At 38.1% G+C, this 23,842-nt stretch carries 17 protein-coding genes; 16 read left to right on the plus strand and 1 reads right to left on the minus strand.

The window, feature by feature from the left end:
* The first annotated feature begins 317 nt into the window (after nt 1–317).
* From dauA to HWV03_RS02950, 4 genes are all read left to right on the plus strand, one after another.
* On the plus strand, nt 318–2,042 hold the full coding sequence (gene dauA / locus HWV03_RS02935) for a C4-dicarboxylic acid transporter DauA (RefSeq protein WP_211678381.1): 1,725 nt from the start codon (nt 318–320) through the stop codon (nt 2,040–2,042).
* Between the two features lie 80 nt (nt 2,043–2,122).
* A complete protein-coding gene (gene prfC, locus HWV03_RS02940; protein ID WP_211678382.1) occupies nt 2,123–3,709 on the plus strand; it encodes a peptide chain release factor 3 in 1,587 nt (528 codons plus the stop codon).
* Nucleotides 3,710–4,052: 343 nt separating this feature from the next.
* The gene (locus tag HWV03_RS02945) at nt 4,053–5,909 is read left to right on the plus strand and encodes a DEAD/DEAH box helicase (RefSeq protein ID WP_211678383.1); all 1,857 of its coding nucleotides are present in this window, start codon (nt 4,053–4,055) and stop codon (nt 5,907–5,909) included.
* Nucleotides 5,910–6,079: 170 nt separating this feature from the next.
* Complete coding sequence (locus HWV03_RS02950; RefSeq protein ID WP_211679979.1) at nt 6,080–8,146, plus strand: S9 family peptidase; 2,067 nt, start codon at nt 6,080–6,082, stop codon at nt 8,144–8,146.
* Nucleotides 8,147–8,226: 80 nt separating this feature from the next.
* Here the strand turns inward: HWV03_RS02950 and HWV03_RS02955 are convergent, their stop codons facing one another.
* Nucleotides 8,227–9,258 (minus strand): GGDEF domain-containing protein, encoded by a 1,032-nt coding sequence (locus HWV03_RS02955; protein WP_211678384.1) that lies wholly within the window; start codon nt 9,256–9,258, stop codon nt 8,227–8,229.
* Nucleotides 9,259–9,379: 121 nt separating this feature from the next.
* Here HWV03_RS02955 and HWV03_RS02960 point away from each other — a divergent pair, with 121 nt between their 5' ends.
* The 12 genes from HWV03_RS02960 to HWV03_RS03015 all read left to right on the plus strand — a co-directional run bounded on the left by HWV03_RS02960 (nt 9,380) and on the right by HWV03_RS03015 (nt 23,841).
* Nucleotides 9,380–10,147, plus strand: coding sequence for a TatD family hydrolase (locus tag HWV03_RS02960; protein ID WP_211678385.1), 768 nt, complete (start codon nt 9,380–9,382; stop codon nt 10,145–10,147).
* Nucleotides 10,148–10,366: 219 nt separating this feature from the next.
* On the plus strand, nt 10,367–11,590 hold the full coding sequence (locus tag HWV03_RS02965) for a NupC/NupG family nucleoside CNT transporter (protein WP_211678386.1): 1,224 nt from the start codon (nt 10,367–10,369) through the stop codon (nt 11,588–11,590).
* A gap of 662 nt (nt 11,591–12,252) precedes the next feature.
* Nucleotides 12,253–13,041, plus strand: a complete 789-nt coding sequence (deoC, locus tag HWV03_RS02970; RefSeq protein ID WP_211678387.1) for a deoxyribose-phosphate aldolase — start codon at nt 12,253–12,255, stop codon at nt 13,039–13,041.
* Between the two features lie 191 nt (nt 13,042–13,232).
* Nucleotides 13,233–14,564 carry a thymidine phosphorylase gene (gene deoA, locus HWV03_RS02975; protein WP_211678388.1) on the plus strand — a complete coding sequence of 444 codons (1,332 nt, stop codon included), beginning with the start codon at nt 13,233–13,235 and terminating at the stop codon, nt 14,562–14,564.
* A gap of 62 nt (nt 14,565–14,626) precedes the next feature.
* A complete protein-coding gene (locus tag HWV03_RS02980) occupies nt 14,627–15,841 on the plus strand; it encodes a phosphopentomutase (protein ID WP_211678389.1) in 1,215 nt (404 codons plus the stop codon).
* 100 nt (nt 15,842–15,941) lie between these two features.
* Nucleotides 15,942–16,655, plus strand: a complete 714-nt coding sequence (gene deoD, locus HWV03_RS02985) for a purine-nucleoside phosphorylase (RefSeq protein ID WP_211678390.1) — start codon at nt 15,942–15,944, stop codon at nt 16,653–16,655.
* 459 nt (nt 16,656–17,114) lie between these two features.
* Entirely contained in the window at nt 17,115–18,194 is a 1,080-nt protein-coding gene (gene rfbB, locus HWV03_RS02990; RefSeq protein WP_211678391.1) for a dTDP-glucose 4,6-dehydratase, read from the plus strand.
* Nucleotides 18,195–19,079, plus strand: coding sequence for a glucose-1-phosphate thymidylyltransferase RfbA (gene rfbA, locus HWV03_RS02995; protein ID WP_211678392.1), 885 nt, complete (start codon nt 18,195–18,197; stop codon nt 19,077–19,079).
* Nucleotides 19,079–19,951, plus strand: coding sequence for a dTDP-4-dehydrorhamnose reductase (gene rfbD / locus HWV03_RS03000; protein WP_211679982.1), 873 nt, complete (start codon nt 19,079–19,081; stop codon nt 19,949–19,951). Before rfbA ends, rfbD begins: the two co-directional genes overlap by 1 nt.
* Before the next feature lie 14 nt (nt 19,952–19,965).
* Complete coding sequence (gene rfbC / locus HWV03_RS03005; protein WP_211678393.1) at nt 19,966–20,523, plus strand: dTDP-4-dehydrorhamnose 3,5-epimerase; 558 nt, start codon at nt 19,966–19,968, stop codon at nt 20,521–20,523.
* A 1-nt stretch (nt 20,524) separates the two neighbouring features.
* Nucleotides 20,525–21,805 (plus strand): ATP-grasp domain-containing protein, encoded by a 1,281-nt coding sequence (locus HWV03_RS03010; protein ID WP_211678394.1) that lies wholly within the window; start codon nt 20,525–20,527, stop codon nt 21,803–21,805.
* Nucleotides 21,805–23,841: a rhamnan synthesis F family protein gene (locus tag HWV03_RS03015; RefSeq protein WP_211678395.1), complete on the plus strand. Its 2,037-nt coding sequence runs from the start codon at nt 21,805–21,807 to the stop codon at nt 23,839–23,841. Before HWV03_RS03010 ends, HWV03_RS03015 begins: the two co-directional genes overlap by 1 nt.
* Nucleotide 23,842: the final 1 nt, after the last annotated feature.

Consider the following 23,842-nt stretch of genomic DNA (forward strand, 5'->3'; position numbering starts at 1 on the left):
ATTGCTTCCAAATTAATTATAGGTTTATGGATTAACGAACATAATAGTGATCTCGGTTAAGCTGTGCAACCTAATCTGCTAAATCACAGCATTATTTAGCTCAGTTAGAGATCGCTATTGACCGTTTATTATTCATTACTTAAGTATAACATTGGATTTTTAATGTGAGCATTACAACAAATTAAGGTAATTAGTCGGTAATTCTGATATGAATCAAGCAAACAACTTTTTTGTTGCCAAATGATGTAGCCTTGATTGTATCTGCTGCAAAGAAGATTATAATTGCGTGATCTAACTAACAGTTTAAGGCATATAGAATGCAACAAAGGGCTCATCTTTTTTCGTTACGTATTGCACATGCTTTACGTGAGTCGATTAACCGTAATGGTTATAACTCGACTAAATTCGGAAAAGATTTATTAGCGGGTATTACCGTTGGTATTATTGCCATTCCCTTAGCAATGGCACTTGCGATTGCCTGCGGTGTTGCACCTCAATATGGCCTTTATACCGCGATTATTGGTGGTATTGTGATTGCAATATCAGGTGGAAGTCGTTACAGCATTTCTGGTCCAACGGCTGCTTTTGTTGTTATCTTGTATCCGATTGTCCAGCAATATGGTTTTGGAGGCTTGTTATTGGCGACGATAATGTCTGGATTGATCTTGGTGATCATGGCGATATTGCGTCTTGGCCGCTTTATTGAATATATTCCAGAAGCGGTGACCTTAGGTTTTACTGCTGGTATCGCGGTCGTGATTGCGACATTACAGTTCAACGATATTTTGGGTCTACCGATTGAGAGTTTGCCTGATCACGATTGGGATAAACTTGCATCATCAGTGAGTGCATTACCTGAGTTACACTTACCCAGTTTTACGGTCGCCATATTTACGCTTGTTATAATGCTAATTTGGCCAAAATTTAAAACAGTTATCCCAGCACATCTACCTGCCGTTATTTTTGGCAGTTTATTCGGACTTGTATTAAATAATATGGGGATGGAAATTGCGACTATTGGTAGTCGTTTTCATTACTTATTGCCTGATGGCAGTCAAGGTGCAGGGATCCCCCCTTACTTACCTACTTTCGACTGGCCTTGGTTACAAGCGGGAGTTAATGGTCAAGCGTTAGTATTAAGTTGGACGTTACTGTCTGATTTATTACCTGCTGCGTTTGCTATTGCCATGTTAGGGGCAATTGAATCATTATTGTGTGCTGTGGTACTTGATGGCATGACAGGTAAACGTCATAGTGCTAATAGTGAATTACTGGGCCAAGGTATTGGTAATATCGTGGTGCCTTTTTTTGGTGGTATTACCGCAACAGCGGCTATTGCACGTTCTGCTGCTAATGTTAAAGCCGGCGCGCAAACACCGATATCAGCCGTTATCCATGGTTTAGTTGTGTTGGCGAGTTTAGTGTTATTTGCACCATTATTCGCTTATTTACCTATGCCTTCGATGGCGGTGTTATTATTAGTTGTCGCTTGGAATATGAGTGAAGCGGGCAAAGTGTTACATTTATTAAAGACTGCGCCGAAAAGTGATCTTTGGGTTTTTGCTATTTGTTTTTCGTTTACCATCTTGTTCGATATGGTTTTGGCTATTACTGCGGGTATTTTGTTGGCGGCCGTATTGTTCATGAAAGAAATAGCTGAAATGGTTAAAGTAACTGATATTACCAATAATAAACGCATCGTAGCGGCTGATATTCCAGCCGGTTGGCGCGTATTTAAAATCAATGGGCCGTTATTTTTTGCTGCAGCGGATCGCGTGTTTTCTGAATTGGCAGTTAAAACTACAGACGTTGATGGTCTAGTACTTTACCTTGAGGCTGTACCGTTACTTGATGCTGGCGGACTCGCTGCAATGGATCAATTTATTAATCAGTGTAAGATCTACAATACTCAAGTTATATTTTGTGATCTGCAATTCCAACCCTTAAAAACCTTGGCGAGAGCAGGCGTGCAGCCTATTGGTGGTGTGACTTCTTTTAGCCCGACATTACATGAAGCATTACGTGATATAGCGAACTATTAATTGCAGGTCTTCCTTGTGTCTCATCGCAATTTCAGCGAAAATAGCGCTCATTAGATTTAACCCAATGAGAAGACTCATTCATGTCAAATAGCCTTATTGAGCAAGAGGTGTCGAAAAGACGTACTTTTGCGATTATCTCGCATCCCGATGCTGGTAAAACAACAATCACTGAAAAAGTATTGTTATTCGGAAACGCATTACAAAAAGCCGGTACTGTGAAAGGTAAGAAATCGGGTCAGCATGCTAAGTCTGACTGGATGGAAATGGAAAAAGAACGTGGTATCTCGGTAACAACGTCAGTAATGCAGTTCCCATATCATGACCACCTCATTAATTTACTTGATACCCCTGGACATGAAGATTTCTCGGAAGATACCTACCGTACCTTAACTGCGGTTGACTCATGTCTAATGGTCATTGATTCGGCAAAAGGTGTAGAAGCACGTACTGTTAAATTGATGGAAGTAACACGCCTACGTGATACGCCAATTATTACCTTCATGAATAAAATTGACCGTGATATTCGCGATCCAATTGATTTGATGGATGAAGTTGAAGAAGTATTAAAAATTGCATGTGCACCCATTACTTGGCCGATCGGCATGGGTAAAGAACTAAAAGGTGTTTATCATATTTTACGTGACGAAGTGATCATATATAACATCGGTCAGGGTCATATGATCCAAGACAGTCGTGTGATTAAAGGTATTAATAACCCTGAACTTGACGACGCAATTGGCGATTACGCTGAGCAATTACGTGAAGAAATGGAACTTGTTGAAGCTGCTGCGAATAAATTTGATTATGAGCTATTCATGGCTGGCGAATTAACACCAGTATATTTTGGTACTGCACTCGGTAACTTTGGTGTTGATCATGTACTTGATGGTTTAGCTGAGTGGGCACCAAAGCCGCAACCGCGTATAACAGATGCACGAACTGTTGAACCAGATGATGAAAACTTCTCTGGTTTCGTCTTTAAGATCCAAGCAAACATGGACCCAAAACACCGTGACCGAATTGCTTTCATGCGTGTTTGCTCTGGCAAATATAGCAAAGGCATGAAGATGAAGCATGTGCGTTTAAATAAAGACGTCAGCATTTCTGATGCGGTAACCTTCATGGCGGGTGATCGTACTCAAACTGAAGAAGCATACCCTGGTGATATTATTGGTCTACATAATCATGGTACGATCCAAATTGGTGATACATTTACCCAAGGTGAATTACTCAAATTCACCGGTATTCCTAACTTTGCGCCAGAAATGTTCCGCCGTATTCGTTTAAAAGATCCACTAAAGCAAAAGCAATTGCAAAAAGGTCTGATCCAGCTATCTGAAGAAGGTGCTGTACAGGTTTTCCGTCCACAACGCTCAAACGATTTAATCGTGGGTGCGGTTGGTGTGCTGCAGTTTGACGTGGTGGTTCATCGTTTACGCACCGAATATAAAGTAGATGCTATCTATGAAGGCATCAGCGTTGCGACAGCACGCTGGGTTGATTGTAAAGACCCGCGCAAGCTAGAAGAATTCAAGAAGAAAGCGTGGGACAATATTGCATTAGATGGTGGTGATAACTTAACGTATATTGCCCCGACTATGGTTAATTTACGTCTAGCACAAGAACGTTATCCAGATGTTGTATTCCGTGAGACGCGTGAACACTAATTATATAACTTAGTTAAATAAGCATAAAGCCTTACCTCTAAAGAGGTGAGGCTTTTTTTTGTTATAATTTATGATTGTAATAGCCTTTCATTCGCAAGTTTTAAGTGATTGATTTATAGAAAAACTTTTTTTGTTTTTGAGTATTTTTTAATTTTGTGTGATTTAGCTCGCATATATCCGGATTTTTTTTAAAAAATGATGTACACTACGTCAGCCTTTTTATGTGGCTTCGCTCGTTAAGAGAGTTTGAGCAAAAGACCACTAATTTTGCGCACGAAATACAACATGTGGAGCTATAATTGATATAGCTTTATTCAAAGACCCGTCTACCTGAGGCCCGTGAATGTCTGATACATCACCCGTACAATTTACTGATTTAAATTTACCTGAACCAATTTTAAAAGCGTTGAATGATCTAGGTTATGAAACACCTTCACCAATTCAAGCTGAATGTATTCCGTTACTACAGGATGGTGGTGATGTGCTAGGTATGGCACAGACTGGTACGGGTAAAACAGCTGCGTTTGCATTACCATTATTGAGTCGTGTTGATACGTCACTGACTAAACCACAGATATTGGTATTAGCACCAACTCGTGAGTTAGCGATTCAAGTTGCTGAAGCATTCCAAGCATACTCACGTCATATGCGTGGATTCCATGTGCTACCTATCTACGGTGGTCAAAGCTACCCGATTCAGTTAAAAGCACTGAAACGCAACCCACAAGTGATTGTTGGTACTCCTGGCCGTGTGATAGATCACATTAACCGTGGTACGCTTGATCTTTCTGGTATTAAAGCACTAGTACTTGATGAAGCAGATGAAATGCTACGCATGGGCTTTATTGATGATGTAGAATCAATTCTGTCTAAAACACCTGAGAAGCGTCAAATGGCGTTATTCTCTGCAACTATGCCTGAAGAAATTCGTCGTATTACGAAACGTTTTATGACTGAACCAAAATCAGTTAAAATTGCAGCTAAAACATCAACTGTTGAAAACATTGAACAAAAATGTTTAATCATTGGTGGTTTACAAGCAAAACTTGACGGCCTAACACGTATTCTTGAAACTGAAGACTACGATGGTGTGATCATCTTTGCTCGTACTAAGACAATGACTGTTGAACTTGCTGAGAAATTAGAAGCTCGCGGTTACTCTGCTGCGGCACTAAACGGTGATTTAAACCAAGCAATGCGTGAGCGCACTGTAAGCCGTTTGAAAAATGGCCAATTAGATATCGTAATCGCGACTGATGTTGCTGCACGTGGTCTTGACGTTCCTCGTATTGACCTAGTAGTTAACTACGATATCCCAACGGATACAGAATCATACGTTCACCGTATTGGTCGTACAGGCCGTGCTGGACGTAAAGGTACTGCAATCCTATTTGCTGCACCACGCGAACGTCGTTTATTAAAAGCGATCGAACGTGCTACACGTCAGCCATTAACTATGATGGATCTACCTTCACGTGATGATGTGACGAAAAAACGTATTGCATCATTCCGTGATCAGTTATCTACACTTTCTTCTAGTGAAGAAAACCTAGATTTCTACAAAAACTTAGTTGGTCAACTTTCTGAAGAGTTAGAACTAAGCGAATTAGATCTTGCATCTGCGTTATTATTCATGGCTCAGAAAGAAAAACCATTAGTATTACCACCAGAAGCACCGCGTCGTGAACGTAGCTTCCGTGATGATGACCGTGGTGATCGTGGCCGTGATCGCAACGACCGTGGCGACCGCCGTGATCGTGGTGACCGTCCTGAACGTGGTGACCGTCCTGAACGTCGTCCAGCTGCAGAAATGGAAGTTTTCCGTATTGAAGTTGGTCGTGCAGATGGTGTTCAAGTTAAGAATATTGTTGGCGCTATTGCTAATGAAGCGAATATCAACAGCCGTAACATCGGTGGTATCCGTCTACATGATGACTACTCAACAATTGAATTACCAAAAGGTATGCCAAGCGAGCAGTTACAACAACTACAACAAGTTTATGTTTGTAACAAAGCATTACGCATGAGCAAACTTGAAGGTGTTGCAGCTGAAGGTCGTCAAGAACGTAGCCGTCCACCACGTGATAACGATCGTCCTGCACGTGATGGTCATCGTGGCCAACGCCGTGATTCTAACGGTGGCGAACGTCGTGAGTCTAACGGTGGTGAACGTCGTCCACGTCGTCCACGTCGTGACTAATTTTAGCTAGTTAATAGTTAAATATATGAAAAGGAGCGCTTGCGCTCCTTTTTTGCATCTGGGATATTAGTACTCATCATATTACATAAATATTTAATGTAATTAGTACTTATGCATTAATAGATAAGTAACACTCTTTCAGTTAATTTATAGGATTTTTTCTTGTGAAAATGGATCTCTCTACCACTGCGCCAGTTGCGATGAAGCAAGCGCACTCAATGACAATTCATCAGCATACTCGTCAAGACGACTATTTTTGGTTACGTGACGATGAACGTAAAAACAAACAAGTTTTAAACTATTTAGAACAAGAAAATGACTATACGAAAGCGGTTTTATCGCCATTAGCTTCATTACAAACAGAACTTTATGATGAGATGGTTGCGCGGGTAAAACAAGAAGATGCATCAGTGCCTTATTTGAAGAAAGGCTATTGGTATCAAACCTGTTTTTCGAAAGGTAAGGAATATCCAGTGTATAGCTGGCGCAAGGATAATACCGATGCCGAATGGCTGGTATTACTTGATGCTAATGAACGTGCTAAAGATCATCAGTATTATCAGCTAGGTGAACTAGCGATAAGTCCAAATCATCAGGTATTAGCTTTTTCTGAAGATACGGTTAGTCGACGCCAATATCGTTTACGTTTCCTTAATCTTGATACCGGTGAAGCATACCCAGAAGAAATTGAAGATATCGAATCTGTGGTGTGGGCAAATGACAGTAAAACGCTATTCTATGTAAAAAAACATCCGACGACGTTATTACCTTATCAAGTTTATCGTCATCAACTCGGTACTGACATTAGTGCAGATGTGCTGGTATATGAAGAATCAGATGATACTTTCTATACGGATATCTACAAATCGACTTCTGATGATTACATCATGTTGTCGCTAAGTAGCACCATGACAAGTGAAGTTCATGTGTTATCAGCAGATAATCCGACTGAGGCATTTACGTTACTGCGTGGGCGTGAACGAGGTCATGAATATAGTGTCGATCATTACCGCCAGCAGTTTTACATTCGCAGTAATAAAACAGGTAAGAATTTCGCTTTGATGTCCGCGACCTTGACGACGGTGGCAGATACTCAGCAATGGCAAACCATTATTCCTGCACGTGATGATGTGCTATTAGAAAGTTATGAACTATTCCGAGATTGGCTAGTTGTTGAAGAGCGTGAGCAAGGTTTAACGTTTTTAAGACAAATTAATTGGCAGACAAAGACCGATATCATCATTAAATTTGACGATCCAACCTATACGGCATGGCTTGGCACAAATCCAGATCCTGATACCGACAAATTGCGTTATGGCTACTCGAGTTTAACAACACCAACCTCAACGTATCAGTTAAATCTTGATAGTGGAGAACGCGAAATATTAAAACAGCAAACCGTTGTTGGTGATTTCTGTGCGCAAGATTACCAGAGTGAACGCGTTTGGATTGTTGCTGAAGATGGCGTTAAGATCCCGGTGTCCTTAGTATATAAAACAGCACTGTTTTCGAAGAGTAATGTTAATCCAATATTGCAATATGCTTATGGTTCTTATGGTTCGAGTATCGACCCTTACTTTAGTGCCTCGCTATTAACGCTACTTGATCGTGGTTTTGTTTATGCCATTGCACATATTCGTGGTGGTGAAGAATTAGGCCGTCATTGGTATGAAGATGGTAAGCTACTCAATAAAATGAATACCTTTACGGATTTCACAGCTGTAACCAAGGGTTTAGTCGAACAAGGTTATGCCGACCCTAAACGTGTTTATGCTATGGGTGGCTCTGCAGGTGGTCTATTGATGGGGACTGTGATTAATATTGCGCCGGAGTTATATCATGGTGTGGTTGCTGCTGTTCCATTTGTTGATGTCGTGAGTACCATGCTTGATGAATCTATTCCATTGACAACAGGTGAGTATGACGAGTGGGGTAATCCGAACGACGCTGAGTTTTATCATTATATGCTGTCATACAGTCCTTATGATCAAGTGACAGCACAGGCTTATCCTAACTTATTGGTAACGACCGGATTACATGATTCACAAGTGCAATATTGGGAACCGGCAAAGTGGGTTGCGAAATTGCGTGAATTAAAAACAGATGCGAATGTATTGTTATTACATACGGATATGGAGACCGGGCACGGCGGTAAATCAGGACGTTTCCAGCATTACCATGATACCGCTAAAGAATATGCTTTCATGCTTGATTTAGCTAAGTGTACAGCGCTGTAAAATAAATAAAGGGCAAGTTATCTAAGCTATATCTTGTTGGCTAGGATACTTGCTCTTAATAATCAAATCAGGATATGTCGCTAGCGTGGTAAGGGCATTACTCGATTGCGGCCAAGACGTTTTGCTTCATACAATTGCAGATCCGCGCGGGTCAAAATATCATGGCTGGTATCTCGGGGTTTATTTTCACTTACACCAATTGATACGGTAATGTTATCAACGACTTTACCAGAGCGCTTATCACGAATGCTTAGGCGTTCAATGGCACGGCGAATTGATTCCGCATTTTGACGAGCAATAGTAAAGTTTTTGTTTGGGAAGATCAGCACAAATTCTTCGCCACCATAACGGAATACTTGTTCACCTTCTTGACAGCTATCTGAGATACGTTTCGCAATGGCTTTTAATACTTGATCTCCGAGTTGGTGGCCAAAATCATCATTAAAGGTTTTGAAGTTATCAATATCGACCATTAAGATTGAAAAAGTGCGGTTTAAACTTGGGTTACTGCAAAAGGTTTCAATTTCTTTACTAAATATCCGGCGGTTGAGTAGGCCAGTTAAGCTATCATGCATGGCATCATGCTGTGTTTCTAATAATGTTTCACGTAACTGTGCAATCTCAGCTTGTGCTTCGTGCAATTGGCTTTTGAAATGACGCGTTGACGAACGTACATCGTGAGATTCTTTTACCAGTTCCCGTACCGCGGATAATGTTTTCTCAATCGAAAAGCCATCTTCTTCAACACTTGATAATTCGTTCAAACATTTATTCAACATCCGATCAAATTCATTGGTATCATTGAGTGTATCGTGCAGTGAGCTGCTTAATTCATTGGTCATCGAATCGAGTTCGGTGCGTAATTGAGTAATTTCTTGCTCACGCTTATCAACAATAAAGCGCTGATACAGTTCTTCACTCGCCGCTGGGGTACAAGTTCCGTGCTGGGCAATCTTGTCATCGAGATTTTTTTGTAATGCACTATTATTATCAGAAACATAGTGATACCACAGCGCGTAGTTTGTTGGCGTTGTTGGAATTTGATACTGGATCATCAGCGGCATGGCTTTTTTTAAATATTGAGCAGATAGAGCAAATAGTTTTTTAGACATGCATGGTTCCATAAAGGTGCTTAATTAATGATAACCTTGCTATTAAATCAAATTACGCAGCAAGTTACACTATCTCTTTATTTCACTGTTTGGGTGAATAATCAAAAAGGCGACGTATTTAGTGATAGAACTCATCGATAGCCATTGCCATTTAGACTTTGTGGATTTTAATACCGACTTGATGGCGGTATTAGATCGCGCGAGAGATAAGGGCGTGAGACATTTTTTAGTACCAGGTATTGGCGCTAAAAATTGGCAGGCAGTATTGGCCCTAGCCAACCAGCATGAGGGGGTTTATCCAGCGTTAGGTATTCACCCGTATTTTCTGGCCGATTTTGATGATAGCCATTTGCAATTGCTTGATGCACATTTAGCGGCAGGAAAGGGAATTGTTGCTGTCGGCGAGTTTGGGCTTGATAAAGCGGTCGACTTTCCGTTCGAACAACAATTACAGATTTGTAAGCAACAATTATTGCTCGCTAAACACTATGATTTACCGGTTATTTTACATTGCCGTAAAGCACACAATGAATTGATTCAGTTATTACAACTGGTGAAGTTACCACGTGGTGGTGTGCTCCATGGCTTTAGTGGTAGCAGTCAATTGGGTATGCAATACATAAAACTTGGGTTTAAATTAGGTATTGGTGGGGTGATTACGTATCCAAGAGCAGTAAAAACCAGGCAAGCGGTCAGTGAATTGCCGTTAACCTCGTTATTGTTAGAAACGGACTCGCCAGATATGCCTATATTGGGTTATCAAGGACGACGAAATGAACCGGTTAACATTACAGAAGTGTTACAAACACTTACAAAATTACGGAGAGAGCCGAAAAAATTAATTGCAAAAACGAATTTTAGCTCATTTATTGAACTATTCTTGTCTTAAGTTCACCCTTTTTGAAAATAGATCAACTTTTTTGAAACTATTTTGGGCGGTCTGATCTCAAGCACTTAACAAGTGGCTAATAACAGTTATAATCTCGCCGATTGTTATAATCAATGATTAAATCGTAAATTTACTATTCATTACACTTTAATTGACTATTTTGGTTATGACGTAAATAAACAAAAACACTTCTGAAGCGAAACTTGGAGATTATTCCTGATGAATTTTGTAATGGGTATTGTAGGCGTATTTGTCCTACTCGGTCTAGCAATTCTGTTATCTGATAACAGAAAAGCAATTAACCTTCGCACTGTGGGTGGCGCATTTGCTATCCAGGTTGCCGTTGGTGCCTTCATTTTATATTTTCCTCCGGGCAAAGAGTTACTACAAGGTCTCTCTACTGGTGTCGCAAACGTAATTGCTTATGGTAATGAAGGTATTCAATTCTTATTTGGTGATTTAGCGAAATTCAAACTTGGTTTCATCTTTGCGTTTAACGTATTACCAGTAATCGTTTTCTTCTCATCACTAATCGCTGTTTTATACTATATAGGTGTAATGAGCGTGGTAATTAACTTTATTGGTGGTGGCTTACAGAAGTTATTAGGTACCAGTCGTTCAGAATCACTTTCTGCAACTGCAAATATCTTTGTTGGTCAAACTGAAGCGCCACTTGTTGTGCGTCCGTTCATTAAATCAATGACTAAATCAGAGCTATTTGCGGTAATGGTTGGTGGTCTTGCTTCTATCGCTGGTTCAGTACTAGCGGGTTATGCGGGTCTTGGTATTAAGATTGAGTACTTGGTTGCTGCGTCATTCATGGCGGCTCCGGGTGGTCTATTAATGGCTAAAATCATTAAACCAGAAACAGAAACACCAAAAATTACACTTGATGATCTCGATGATAGCGAAGATGAAAAACCAGCTAACGTACTAGACGCTGCAGCTGCAGGTGCATCTTCAGGTATGATGCTTGCGCTTAACGTTGGTGCAATGTTAATTGCATTCGTTGGTCTAATTGCATTAGCAAACGGTATCACAGGTGGTATCGGTGCTTGGTTCGATATGCCAGAACTAACAATCCAAATGATCTTGGGTTGGATCTTCTCTCCACTTGCATTCGTTATTGGTGTGCCATGGAACGAAGCGATTGCTGCTGGTAGCTTCATCGGTCAAAAACTGGTAGTGAATGAATTTGTTGCTTTCCTAGATTTCGTTAACTACATTAAAAACAACGAGCTATCTGATCATACACAAATCATCATCTCATTTGCATTATGTGGTTTTGCTAACTTCTCATCTATCGCCATCTTACTTGGTGGTTTAGGTAGCTTAGCACCAACACGCCGTGCAGACATTGCAAGCATGGGTCTAAAAGCGGTACTTGCAGCTTCTCTCGCTAACTTAATGAGTGCAGCATTAGCGGGTCTATTCCTCACTTAATATAACCTCGCTCTTCCTCTGTTTTTATAGCAGGGGATAACGAATATATACCCTCAAACTGTATTGATTAACGGTTTGAGGGTATTTTTTTGCCTGAAAAACCAGCAATGTAATAATTCATTATTCGATAAAATAACGAGCTTACATAGTCATACATTTAATATATTGTTTTATTGTCGTTTATTTGCTCGTAGTGAGAAGTAGGTCGGTTATGATGGCATTTATTTCTTGATTTCTTTGTCACTTAGCGTAGATTTAGTCATGTAATTTAACTGATCGTACATGATGTACTTTTGGTGTTTTTCGTTCAATATAGCTTGTTTTTTTAACCTTAATTAAAGGTTGGAGAAGCTGTATTAGCGCGGTTATAGGGATATTAATTGATAGTCATATCAAGTCTTCACGGAACCAAGTCCGCATAGTTATTCTTCATGGATATTTATCTTAAAGATAGTTATGTCGATAGTTAGATTAATACATATATTAATACTTATATTGATAGAAAATATTAATCGTTATACGTCATCTATTTACTTTAAGCTATTAGCTTAAGGTAAACACTTCTTTATTAAAGTCATCCTTGAGTAGCTGCAGTCAGCAATTAGTGTAATTGCTCTGGTTTCACTGTTTTTATAAAATTTAAATAAGTTTGGAGACTTAATATGAGTAACTTTAAAGTTGCGGCGCAACGTGCATTAAACATGATGGACTTAACGACGCTTAATGATGATGATACAGATGCAAAAGTAATTGAACTGTGTCACAAAGCAAAAAGCGCGGCGGGCAATACGGCTGCTGTTTGTATTTATCCTCGTTTTGTTCCTATCGCGCGTAAAACATTGAATGCAATTGGTGCTGAAACGGTAAAAATAGCAACGGTAACTAATTTCCCACATGGTAACGATGATGTTGCTATTGCAGTTGCTGAAACGAAAGCGGCTGTAGCATACGGCGCTGATGAAGTTGACGTAGTATTCCCATACCGCGCACTAATGGCCGGAAATGCGGACGTTGGCTTTGAGCTTGTTAAAGCATGTAAAGCAGCTTGTCCTGCCAACGTACAACTTAAAGTTATCGTTGAGACTGGCGAACTTAAAACTGAAGCTCTGATTCGTCAAGCGAGTGAGATCTCGATTGATGCGGGTGCAGACTTCATTAAAACATCAACAGGCAAAGTGCCTGTGAATGCAACACTCGAATTCGCGAAGATCATGCTTACTGTGATCAGTGAGAAAAACACCGATGTTGGTTTCAAACCCGCGGGTGGTGTTAAAAATGCTGAGCAAGCAGGTGAATACCTTGCATTAGCAGAATCAATTCTAGGTCAAGACTGGGTATCTCCAGCCAAGTTCCGCTTCGGTGCTTCAAGCCTGCTTGCTAACTTATTAGCTGAGCTTGAGTTAGCAGAGCTCTCATCAGTAGAGAAAGCAGCTGATAGCAGCGGTTACTAACTATCTAGTTCTGGGTTCGATAAAGTAATATCCCCAAATAAAGTGTGTTGTATTGATTAAGACCAAATGTGAGTTATTCCTGACATGGGTAATCAATATAACACGTGCTTATTCGATCCTAACTTTCTGTATTTAACTAAGCTCTTCCCATTTTAAGGAGTAGCTTTTTCTTATTTAAGGGATAGGTAGTTATGTTTATACCGCAAGAGATTATTCGTCGTAAACGTAATGGCGAAGTACTAAGTTGTGCTGAAATTGAATATTTTGTTAATGGTATTGCTGATAATAGTATCTCGGAAGGACAAATAGGCGCATTTGCGATGGCGACTTATTTTAATGACATGAATATGGACGAGCGTATCGCGATCACATCTGCAATGCGAGATTCAGGTGACGTATTAAGTTGGAATACAATGCAACTTAATGGTCCAATCGTTGATAAGCATTCAACTGGTGGCGTTGGTGATGTTATTTCACTGATGCTTGGTCCTATGGTTGCGGCTTGTGGTGGTTTTGTTCCGATGATTTCTGGCCGTGGTTTAGGTCATACCGGCGGTACATTAGATAAATTAGATGCGATCCCTGGTTACCAAACAACAGTTGATAATACGCAATTTCGCCAAGTTGTAAAAGACAGTGGTGTGGCGATTGTTGGTCAATCTGCAAACTTAGCGCCTGCCGATAAACGTTTTTATGGTGTACGTGATATTACTGCAACAGTCGAATCTATTTCGCTGATCACGGCTTCTATATTATCGAAGAAACTGGCTGCTGGTCTTGATGCATTAGTGATGGATGTTAAATCGGGTAGTGGCGCTTTCATGCCTACGCATGAGGAGTCTGTTGCACTAGCAAAAAGCATTGTATCTGTAGCGAACGGTGCGGGCTGTAAAACTGCTGCACTGATTACAGATATGAACCAAGTATTAGCAAGTAGTGCCGGTAATGCAGTTGAAGTACGTGAAGCAGTACGTTTCTTAACGGGCGAATACCGTAACCCACGTTTATTCGCTGTAACAATGGCACTTTGTGTGGAAATGTTATTGTCAGCAAGTCTAGCAATCGACGTTGATGACGCACGTAATAAATTACAAGCAGTATTAGATAACGGCAAAGCGGCAGAATTATTTGGCACTATGGTTTCAGGTTTAGGCGGTCCAACTGATTTTGTTGACAACTATGACCTACACTTACCAAAAACCGAAATTTTTCGTCCAGTATATGCAGCACAAAGTGGCTATTTAACTGAGATGGATACTCGTGGTTTCGGCATGGCGGTTGTTGCTATGGGTGGTGGTCGTCGTGTGGCGACAGATCAAATCGATTATGCTGTTGGCTTATCTGATATTGCAGCGCTGGGTCAACAACTCGATGCACAAACACCAGTTGCTATGGTGCATGCTCGTAGTGACGCACAGTTTGAAGCTGCACAAGCAGAAATCTTGAAATCGATTCATATCGGTGACATACAGCCTGCTGCAAGTGCTGATGTTTATCAACAAATTAGACTTTCAGATGTTTAACAATTGGTTAATGTTTAATGTAGAGCATAGTTAAAAATAGATAATAAAAATAGGTCATAATGATGAAACGTACAATTATATTAATGTTGGACTCATTGGGTATTGGTGCTTCTGCCGATGCTGATAAATTTGGTGATGTAGGCAGCAACACGTTTGGTCACATAGCTCAATGGTGTGCCGAAGGAAAAGCGGATGAGGGTCGTGAAGGCCCATTACATATCCCTAATTTAACCAAATTAGGTCTTGCGCATGCTTGCGGTGATAGTGTGGGTTCATTTCCTGCAGGCTTAGATGAAAGCGCAGAGGTTATTGGTGCATACGGTTACGCACAAGAGATCTCAAGTGGTAAAGACACGCCAAGTGGCCACTGGGAGATCGCAGGTGTACCTGTGTTGTTTGATTGGGGTTATTTCTCGGATACCGAAAACAGCTTCCCACAAGAATTACTGGATCAGTTAGTGGAGCAAGCAGACTTACCGGGTTATTTAGGTAACTGCCATTCTTCAGGTACAGAGATCTTAGATCTGTTGGGTGCTGAGCACATGGCATCGGGTAAACCAATTTTCTATACCTCGGCAGACAGTGTATTCCAAATTGCATGTCATGAGGAGACCTTTGGTCTTGAACGTTTACTTAAATTATGTGAATTAGCACGTGAGTTATTAGAACCGTACAACATTGGCCGTGTTATTGCGCGTCCATTTATTGGGGCTGATAAGAGTGATTTCGCACGTACTGGTAATCGTCGTGATTATTCACTGTTACCGCCAGCGCCAACCTTACTTGACCGTATGGCTGAGTCGGGTGGTGAAGTCGTGAGTGTCGGTAAAATTGCAGATATTTACGCACAGCAAGGCATTACTAAAAAAGTTAAAGGCACTGGTCTTGAAGCTTTATTTGATCTGACGTTAGAACAAGTAAAGCAAGCGGGTGATCAAACTATCGTGTTTACTAACTTTGTTGATTTTGACTCATCATGGGGACATCGTCGGGATGTTGCTGGTTATGCAAAAGGGCTAGAGTATTTCGATACGCGTTTACCTGAGTTACTTGAGATCCTCGGCGAAGACGATATTGTGGTATTAACTGCCGATCACGGTTGTGATCCAACAGCTCCGGGAACAGATCATACTCGTGAACATATTCCAGTAATCTTTTATGGTCAAAATGTACCAAAAGGTCCGCTGGGTTTACGTGACACATTTGCTGATATTGGTCAGTCAATTGCGGCGTATCACGGTTTACCAAAGCTTGAATACGGTAAAAGCTTTTTATAAATAACAATGTTTATAAATACTATTTTTACAAACCCATTTTTATAAATAAAGTACTTAGTTAAGAATGCTGAGTATAACTAAAACAAAGAAGGTAACTATAATGGCAACTCCACATATTAATGCAGAAAAAGGTGATTTCGCTGAAACGGTATTATTCCCAGGTGATCCACTACGCGCTAAATACATCGCAGAAACATTTTTAGAAGATATTAAGCAAGTGAATGACGTGCGTAACATGCTAGGGTTCACTGGTACTTACAAAGGTAAACGTATTTCTGTTATGGCTTCTGGAATGGGCGTTCCGTCTTGCTCTATCTATGCAAAAGAGTTAATTACAGAATTCGGTGTTAAAAATTTGATCCGTATTGGTAGCTGTGGTGCGATTAGCACTGATGTTAAAGTACGTGATGTTGTGATCGGTATGGGGGCATCGACTGATTCTGGGGTCAATCGCGCACGTTTTGATGGCTATGATTTTGCAGCCATCGCATCATGGGAATTATTAAGTAAAGTAACACGTGCAGCTAAAGCATGTAATATTGATGCGAAGGTAGGTAACATTTTCACTGCAGATCTATTCTACACACCAAAGCCTGAGTCATTTGATACAATGGAAAAATTGGGAATATTAGGTGTAGAAATGGAAGCGGCTGGTCTATATGGCGTAGCAGCTGAGTTCGGCGCAAATGCTATCTGTATCTGCACTGTATCTGATCACATCCGTACTGGTGAAGTTACAACTGCTGAAGAACGTCAATTAACGTTCAATGATATGATCGTAATGGCATTAGAGTCTGTGCTAATCGAAGATTAATATAAATTTATTATTGAGCAATGCCCGCTAATGCAAATTGGTGGGCATTTTTGTTATTGCAGGCGGTTATATTATACTTAATAGACCGCTTCTTTGTTTTAATCGGTATCTAGCTATAGCTTAATGGATAGGTTGCCGAATATAGAATTTTATGCGATTATAGCGGCGTTTTTATACTATATAATTTTAAAATTAGATGACTTATCAGTCTTGGGGTACTGCAACCTTAGGGCGGTAGCGTGTTTAAAATCATTATAAATATAGTGTTATTAATGTCTGTTTTTAGGGATGTTATGAATCTGTTAGTTGTGATTTTACATGGTTGAATATCATAATATCAAATAATTACAGAGTTAAGATCTTTATTATATTTAGTTCTTTCACTCTGTTTTAGGTAGGCCGTTTGACTTATAAATTAGGTCGACCTTTATATAAGCTAAGTTTTAATTGGAGTTAAGTGTGAAAATACTGATTACAGGTGGTGCAGGATTTATAGGTTCTGCTGTTGTTCGACATATCATTGAGAATACGAATGATAGTGTTATTAACTTGGATAAATTGACCTATGCAGGTAATTTAGAATCTTTAAAATCAGTCCAAAATAATGAGCGTTATGTGTTTGTTCAAGCTGATATCTGCGATCGCTTAACTCTTGACTGTATTTTTGCTGAGCACCAGCCTGATCTTGTAATGCATCTAGCAGCAGAAAGTCATGTTGATCGCTCAATAGATGGTCCTGCGGAGTTTATTGAAACCAATATTATTGGTACTTATACGATGCTTGAAGCTGCTCGTCAATACTGGAATCAGTTAGATATTTCTCGTAAAGAAGCATTCCGTTTTCATCACATTTCGACAGATGAAGTGTATGGTGATCTTGAGGGTACCGATGATCTGTTTACTGAAACTACGTCTTATGAACCATCAAGCCCATATTCAGCTTCTAAAGCGTCAAGCGATCACTTAGTACGTGCGTGGCTACGAACTTATGGTTTTCCGACTGTAGTTACAAATTGTTCAAATAACTATGGTCCTTTCCATTTCCCTGAAAAACTGATCCCATTAATGATATTAAATGCATTGGATGGAAAGGCATTACCTGTCTACGGTAACGGCATGCAAATTCGTGATTGGTTATATGTTGAAGACCATGCTCGTGCACTATATGCTGTTGTTACTAAAGGCGAAATAGGCGAAACCTATAATATTGGTGGTCATAATGAAAAAGCTAATATTGAAGTAGTTAAAACTATTTGTACTTTACTTGATGAATTAGTGCCTAATAAACCCGCTGGTGTGGTTCAATATCAAGATTTAATTACGTACGTAACTGACCGACCTGGACATGATGTTCGTTATGCTATTGACGCTTCGAAAATTGAACGTGAATTGGGCTGGAAACCGACAGAAACATTTGAATCAGGTATTCGTAAAACGGTTGAATGGTATTTAAATAATAAAGAATGGTGGAGTCGGGTTCTTGATGGTTCATACAGTTTTGAACGTCTAGGCTCATCACAAAACAGTGAGGAAAAATAAATGAAAGGTATTGTTTTAGCTGGTGGTTCAGGTACTCGTCTTTATCCGTTGACTCGTGGTGTATCGAAGCAACTATTACCGATTTACGATAAACCGATGATCTTTTATCCGTTATCTACGCTTATGCTCGCGGGCATCAAAGATATTTTAATCATAACAACACCTGAAGACAACGCGGGATTTCGTCGCTTATTGGGTGATGGTTCAGATTTTGGGATTAATCTTGAATATGAAATTCAGCCATCTCCTGATGGACTTGCCCAAGCATTTATAATTGGCGAAAAATTTATTGGTGACGATAATGTTTGTTTAGTATTAGGTGATAATATATTTTATGGACAGGCATTCAGTGATACGTTAAAGAAAGCTGCATCAATGGATAATGGTGCAACAGTATTTGGCTATCAAGTTAAAGACCCTGAACGTTTTGGTGTCGTTGATTTTGACGAAAATATGCGAGCATTATCTATTGAAGAAAAACCTTTAAAACCGAAGTCAAATTATGCGGTGACAGGACTGTATTTTTATGATCGTCGTGTAGTTGAGTTTGCAAAAAAAGTAGAACCATCTGAGCGCGGAGAACTTGAAATAACCTCTATTAATCAAATGTATCTTGATGATAAATCACTGAATGTTGAACTCTTAGGACGTGGTTTTGCTTGGTTAGACACTGGTACACATGAAAGTTTGCATGAAGCCTCTTCGTTTGTACAAACAATTGAACATGTACAAGGACTTAAAGTTGCTTGCCTTGAAGAAATATCATGGCGTAATGGCTGGTTAACTGATATGCAATTGAGCAATCTAGCTAAACCAATGATGAAAAATGAATACGGTCAATATCTTGCTCGACTAATTAAAGATAAATCACAAGGAAACCAGTGATGAGAGTTATGATCACTGGGTGTTATGGACAAGTTGGTCAGTGCTTGGTTAAGCAGTTTCAGCAGATCGCTAATATTCTAGCTGTAGGACGTGCTGAATTGGATATTACCGATGAAGTTGCAGTTAAAAATGTAGTTAAAGCATTTAAACCCGATTTCATAATTAATGCAGCCGCACATACCGCTGTAGATAAAGCTGAAGATGAAGTTGATTTATCGTATGCGATAAATTGTAGTGGACCAAGATTTTTAGCTGAAGCGGCCAATAGCGTGAATGCATCGATATTGCATATATCTACTGATTATGTATTTTCGGGTGATAAAGACGGAATTTACACCGAGTCAGATTTAACATCGCCGCAAGGAGTGTATGGTGAAAGTAAGCTAGCGGGTGAAATTGCGGTTATCAATGCTTGTCAAAAGCACATTGTACTTCGTACCGCATGGGTATTTGGTGAAGATGGTAATAATTTTGTCAGAACGATGCTTCGTTTGGCAAAAGCGTATGATACGTTGGGTATTGTAGGGGATCAAGTGGGTGGGCCTACTTATGCTGGAGATATAGCTGCGGCACTTGTTGTTATGACCAAGGCTATTTACAATGGTGAGAGTGATAAATTTGGTATTTATCATTTCTCTGGCTTACCACATGTTAGTTGGAGCCAATTTGCAGAAAGTATTTTTGATGAAGCGGTAGAGCAATCGATCATCCAACAATCACTCACGGTTAATGCAATTACAACTGCTGAATATCCTACTCCAGCGAAGCGCCCAGCTAATTCTAAGTTAGATACAGCATTAATTACTGAAAAATTCGAGATTAATGCAAGTGACTGGAAACAAGCACTTAGTAACATTAAAGCATACACATAAAAATTGAGTTTATTATGAACGTTATTGAAACAAATATCCCAGATGTTAAAATTATTGAACCTACAGTATTTGGTGATGAACGAGGTTTCTTTATGGAAACGTGGAATCAAAAAAAATTTGAAGAGCTAGTGACTGGGAAGCAAACTCGATTTGTACAAGATAATCACTCCAAATCAAAACAAGGTATTTTACGAGGTTTACACTATCAAACTGAAAATATGCAAGGAAAGTTAGTGCATGTAGTTTCGGGTGAAGTTTTTGATGTTGCCGTTGATATACGTGAAGGCTCGTTAACATTTGGTCAATGGGTTGGTGTGTATTTATCTGCTGAAAATAAGCGTCATTTATGGGTTCCTGAAGGGTTTGCTCATGGCTTTTATGTTACGAGTGAAAGTGCTGAGTTCGTATATAAATGTACTAATTATTATGACCCAAACTCGGAAAAAGTTATTATTTGGAATGATATTGATTTAGCAATAGATTGGCCAGTTCAGCATAATGATAAAGTCATTCTGTCAGAAAAAGATAAATTTGCTAATGAATTTAGCCGTATAAAACCATTGGAGTTATAATATGATTAATGTTCTTATTTTCCCTGCGGGTGAAATAAACGCTATAGAACTACACTCGTCATTATCAAAGTGTTTTAATATAAAATTATATGGAGCGAGCTCTGTAGAACGACATGGTGAATACGTATATGAAAATTATATTAGTGGATTGCCATTTATTTCAGATGAAAATTTTTTTTATGAGTTTAATAAAATAATTGAAGAGCTTGAAATTAAGTTAATATTTCCGACACATGATACTATTGCAGAATTTCTGTCTAAAAATGAAAGTAAAATAAAATGTAAAGTTATTTGTGCAGAAAAGAAAACATCAGAACTCTGTCGTAGTAAGGCAATGACTTATGATTTATTTTCAACGTATGACTTTAATCCGAAAGTTTATCATTCACTCGATAATATTAAAGATATAAATTTTCCTTTATTTACTAAACCAAGTAAAGGTCAAGGTTCTGTTGGTGCAACGCTCGTTTTAAATGAGGAAGAAGCAAAAGATATAAATCTAGATGAAAATGTCTTAACAGAGTATTTACCTGGTAAAGAATACACTATCGATTGCTTTACTTCATTCAATGGTGAATTAATTATTGCACTCCCCCGTTTAAGAATGCGAACAATGGCTGGAGTAAGTGTGTCCGGTAAAACTGTTCCTATAACCGAAGAAATACATGCTATAGCTAAGTCTATCAATGAGAACGTTAAATTTAATGGGTTATGGTTTTTTCAAATTAAAGAAGATTGTTTTGGGAAGTTGAAGCTTCTTGAAATATCAACACGAACAGCTGGTACCATGTGCTTAAGCCGTGCTAAAGGATATAATTTACCTCTTCTAAGTGTATATAATGCATTAGAAAAAAATATTTCTCTGATTGATAATAATTATGAAGTTGAAGTTGATCGTACATTAATAAATAGATTCAAGTTAAACGTGAAATATAATAATGTTTATATTGATTATGATGATACGATAATAATTAGAAGTAAAGTAAATTTAGATGCGATTAGATATTTGTATCAATTGAAAAATAATAATAAAAATATTTTTTTGATTACTCGACATGCAGGTGATATTTATGAGTCGTTAAAAAAATATAACATACCAGTTGAATTATTTAACAGTGTTTTACACTTGAATCCGGATGATCTTAAATCAGGTTTTATAGCAGAGAAAGAATCAATATTTATTGATAACTCTTTTCAAGAACGAAATGAAGTAAGAGTTAAGCTTGGTATTCCTGTCTTTGATGTGGATGCAATTGAAGTATTACTGGATTGGAAATGTTAATGAAACGTATTTGTTTGTTTGCTGGTTATAATAAAAATAGTGAAGTGCAGCCTTATGTATTGGACTATTTGAAAGAAATGAGTTTATATTGTGATGTTTATTATTTATCTGATGGTGATTTATCAGTAAAGTCATTAATGAAGATAAAAAACATTTGTATAGATGCATGGGTACTAGATCATGGGAAATATGATTTTGGTTCATACAGTGAACTTATGAAAAACTATGTTGGCTGGAATACCATTGAACAATATGATGAATTAATTATTGCTAATGACTCAGCTTATTGTGTAAACAGTTTTCAGCCTGTATTCGATAAAATGTCACAGAAAGATTGTTCTGCATGGGGATTATTGGCAACTGATGAGTTTAACTTAGATTACAACTATGCTTTTAATGACTATATAAAAATCCCTCATAGTAAAATTCCAATGTTTTGTATTGGAAGTTATTTTATGGCATTTAAAAAAGAAGTTTTTATTGATAATGATTTTCAAATGTTTTTCAATAATGTTGAAAAAGAAAGAGATAGAAATGATGTTTGCCTTAAATATGAAATGGGTTTGACAAAGCTTCTTTTAGATAAAGACATAAAAATGTCATCGTATATTGATACTGTTTATAAAAATGTATCGATTTACAATATGGATGCATTCAGGTTCGTTTATAATGGATTCCCTTTGATTAAAATTAGGATCTTTAAAGATAATCCATTATCTGTGCCTTATAACGACGATAATTTTTTTATAGGACGATATTGTCAGAATGACAAAATATTTGAATATATTGAAAATGAGTTTATGTTGAAAGATGAGTTTATTCTAAAAAAAGATTATAAGAGATACTACAATGATTTTATACCTCCTATTTTTAGAAAAGGAAAACGTGATTTAATTAAAGAAATACTACCCCCTATTCTAACTCAAAAAATAATAAGAGTTCTTGTAGAAAGAAAATTAAAAAAAACTAATGTATTAAAAAAAATCAATGTTAATAAAAATCAAAATCTTATGATTTTTTTTAATGTGGCCATTGATACTATTGGCGGAGGAATGTTGTCAATAGATAGATTTGTAGATAAATCGATTAAACTAGAAAAAGAATTTGATTTTAAAGTCAGAATGTCAGGTCTGCCATTGAGCAATAATGCTGTAAGTTACTCTAAGTTTGAATCAACATTAGAAATGGAGCATTTCAATAAAATAATTCAGGAAGGGATACCGGATAAAGTTACATTAAACCTTCCAGAAGTTTTTGTTAAAGGTTTTTTAAATGAACTTACCGAATATCAAATTAAATGGCTTCATTATATACCTGAATTAAGAATTAATATTTTAGACCAGAATCATGATTTATTTCCCTTGAGAAGAGAAATTGAACGCTTGAAAGAGTTAACACTAGATGTGACTGTTACATCTGCTCATGAGAAATATGCAACTCAAAAGATATCGGATGAATATCAAGTACCATTAAATTTGTTGACCCCATTTTTACCTGAATTTATAAGAAGGCCTCATAGTCAAAAGTCAAAAGTAATAGCAATATCTCCTGATGATGATGTTAATACTACTAGCGATTTAACTAAAAATGAAATTTTATCAAAAATGATCAGTGAACTTCCTGATTATAAATTTGTTGTGATAAATGATATTTCTTTAAATGAATATAAAGAGCTTATTTCAGATGCTTTATTTACTATAACATTTGGTGAAGGTTATGATGGATACTTTATTGAACCGTCGTTAAGCGATTCAGTATCATTCGCAGTATATAATGAAACTTTCTTCCCTGTAGAATTTAAAGATTCAAATATCGTTTATCCTAATTGGGAATCTTTATATGAAAATATTGTGAGAGATATTAGGCTATTAGAATCCGACCATGATTTATATAAAAATCGGTCAGATAAAATTGAGGTAATGACTAGGAAGCATACTAACTCTGATAGATCTGAAGTGAACCTTCATGATTTCTATAATCGTAAAGTTGATTTTTTACCTTCAATATTTAATATTGAAAACTATAAGGTAAAATAAA

Source organism: Moritella sp. 36 (genome assembly GCF_018219415.1).
Classification (GTDB): domain Bacteria; phylum Pseudomonadota; class Gammaproteobacteria; order Enterobacterales; family Moritellaceae; genus Moritella.